This is a genomic window from Candidatus Chloroploca sp. Khr17 (assembly GCF_004138165.1).
Taxonomy (GTDB): Bacteria; Chloroflexota; Chloroflexia; order Chloroflexales; family Chloroflexaceae; genus Chloroploca.
Window position 1 is genome coordinate 1 of record NZ_RYFF01000134.1, and the last position, 2623, is coordinate 2623.

Consider the following 2623-nt stretch of genomic DNA (forward strand, 5'->3'; position numbering starts at 1 on the left):
GTGACCGTTAGGGTTTGGGGACTACTTCTGCCAGGCTCTCTGGGGGCCAGCCGAGCAACTGACCTCGACAGAGTTGCGCCATCGGCAGCTTGCTCACGTCGTAGCCGGCCAACTCCAGCGGGCACTTGCCCCGGATACGCTGCTGCGCGTCCTGGGTGAACGGCGTCAATCGGTAGCACCACTCGAACACCACCAGGTAGCGCTCCGCCGTCTCGATGCTGTGGAAGCCGCAGAAGTTCTGGTAGTGCTGCGCGAAGCGCCGGATCACCAGCTCCGTCGTGTTGTTGGTCAGCGGGATACGCTCGCTCTCGATGGCGTTCACCAGCTTCGGCCAATGGTGCTCCAGGCTGGTAAACACCGTCGCCACCTCCGGCTGCGCCGCGACGTACGCCTCCCGCAGCGCCAGCACCCGTGCGTAGCGCCGCTCCGCCGTCCGTTTCGTCGTGGCCCAGAAGATCCGCTTCAGCTGCCGCAGTAGCGCCACCGCCTCCGGGTGCTGCTCGCGGTAGTCCTTCCCGTAGGCCTTGCGCACCTGGGCTTGCCAGTTCTGCAACGCGTGAAAGACACACTCGTGGTGCTCCGCCTGCGGGAAGACCGCCGCAATCGCCGCCCCATACTCCTGGTTCAGGTCGGTCACGATGACCTGCGGGCGGTAGCCTTTGGCCTTCAGCGCCAGCAGAAACGCCTGCGCACTCGCGGTCCCCACCGTGGGGGCGATCGCGATGTGCAGCAGGTCGTAGCTGGAGCAGTCCACCGCCACCGAGACGTACATCCAGCGAGAGCCACGCTTCCCCGGCACGTGCACGCGCACCCACTTCTCGTCCACCCCGACGACCCCACTCGATTGCACCACCCCAAACAGCGCCGCCACCGGCAGCAGCTGCCCCCCAAACTGACTGACCCAGCGAGCGGCGGTCGCCGTCGAGACGCCCAGCCCGCTGGCCACGCGTCGGTAGCTCCCGCGCCCCAGTTCGTAGGCTCCCAGCGCCGCCAGCTGCACCTCGGCCCGCCAGGGCGAATACGGCAGCAGGTCGGGCGGCAGGTTGGTGAAGGTCTGCTGCGGGCAGGCCGGGTTCTGGCAGTAGTAGCGGAAGACATCGACGGTCTGGAGCTGGCCTTCGGCATCGTAGAAGCGTTTCTGGCGCGGCGTGCGGCTCTTGCGCCGCACCTGGCTGCCGCCGCAGTGCGGACAGCGGATGGGCTCGTCGTCGGCGGTCTGCCAGTCACCGCAGAGCACCTGCTGGAGGTGATAGGCCCAGGGCAGCGGCCGCTCCAACTCGCGGCCCGAACCCAGGCCGAGTTCCTTGCGCAGCGCCAGCAGCTCGCGCAGATCGCCCTGCTGTTCGAGCATCGGACGCGTGCCAGCCTCCAGATGCGCCTGGAGCTGGTCAAGCTGGGCAAAGAGCTGCGAGACCAGCCAGTCGTCCTTGGGGCGGAGCGTCGTGGCACTGAGCTGGAAGCGCTCGCGCAGGACGCGCCGCGCCGCGAGTAACCCGCTGTCCTGGCCGATCTGGGTGATGGCGTCCTGGCTGAGGGTGACGCCTTCCGCTGCGGCGGCAGCCTGCACCTCAGCCACCGACCACCAGAGGTGGCGTGCCCAGTGCTGAATGATGGCCTGCTGCTGGTCGCGTGGCAGGAGCGGGCCGTGGTGGCGGCTCATCAGGCGGGTCCAATCGCCCGCCTCGCGGTAGTCCTCCCAGCGGCTGATCAGCTCCTGGAGCGTGCCGAACCACTGCGCCAGCCAGACCTGGCAGACGAACGGACGTTTCGACGGGTGATCCACCAGATGGATGTTGCGCAGCGAGAGCAGGAACATGCGCCGGTCAAACTCGTCCACCGGCTGGTGGCGGATGACGAACTGGTCGCCGAGGAAGACCTCGTAGGTGCCATCTTCCAGGATACGTCCGCTGGCGGTGGGTTTCGGCGAGCGGGTGGGTGTGGCGGCCGCCCCGAGCAGGGCTCCACCGGTCAGGCCGAGGATCTGGCCGAGCAGGTGACCGCCGAGGGCAAGCAGGAGGGCGAGGTGGAGGTCGGCCCCGACCTGGCGGAGCCAGCGGCAGCTGGGGCGCTGGGCCCAGGCGGGCCAGACGAGGGCGCTGAGCGTGAGCAGCCAGCGGAGCAGCGGCAGACTGGCCAGGAGAAGGAGCGCGGTGGGGGCGCGCCCGCCAACGAGGAGCAGCAGCAGCAGGCTCGTTTGGCCCAGCACCGGCGGCAGGGTGCGCTGCAGGAGCGCCCCGGAGCCGCGGAGCGGCGGGGCGACAGGAGGCCGACGACAGCAGCGGCGGCGGATCCGCCGCACTGAGGTGGCGACGGCGACCGGCACGGGGAGCCGTTCGGCCGCGTACCCGGTGCTCGTCACGAGCAGGAGGGGCAGCAGGGCGAGGGCAAGCAGGCGTGTGATCTGGCGCTGCTGCCGACGGGTCAGTGGGGCAAAAATGGTATGATACACGCTTGCCAGCCTTTCGCGTGGGATGCACAAGGGTTTGTGGTAAAGCTCCATGTACACCCATCCGCGAAGGCTGGCAAGTCTATACCCAAGCAGAAATGGCGGTCAGGCCGAAATAACGAAGCGCCCTGGTGACGGGGCGCGTCCTGATGCCACTGCGTAGTCCCTAATGTGTAT

General features: G+C 68.4%; 1 protein-coding gene. It reads right to left on the bottom strand.

The features are described from left to right. Positions 1 to 7 precede the first annotated feature (7 nt). On the bottom strand, positions 8 to 2449 hold the full coding sequence (locus EKD05_RS25315; RefSeq protein WP_129678409.1) for a transposase: 2442 nt from the start codon (positions 2447 to 2449) through the stop codon (positions 8 to 10). Positions 2450 to 2623 lie beyond the last annotated feature (174 nt).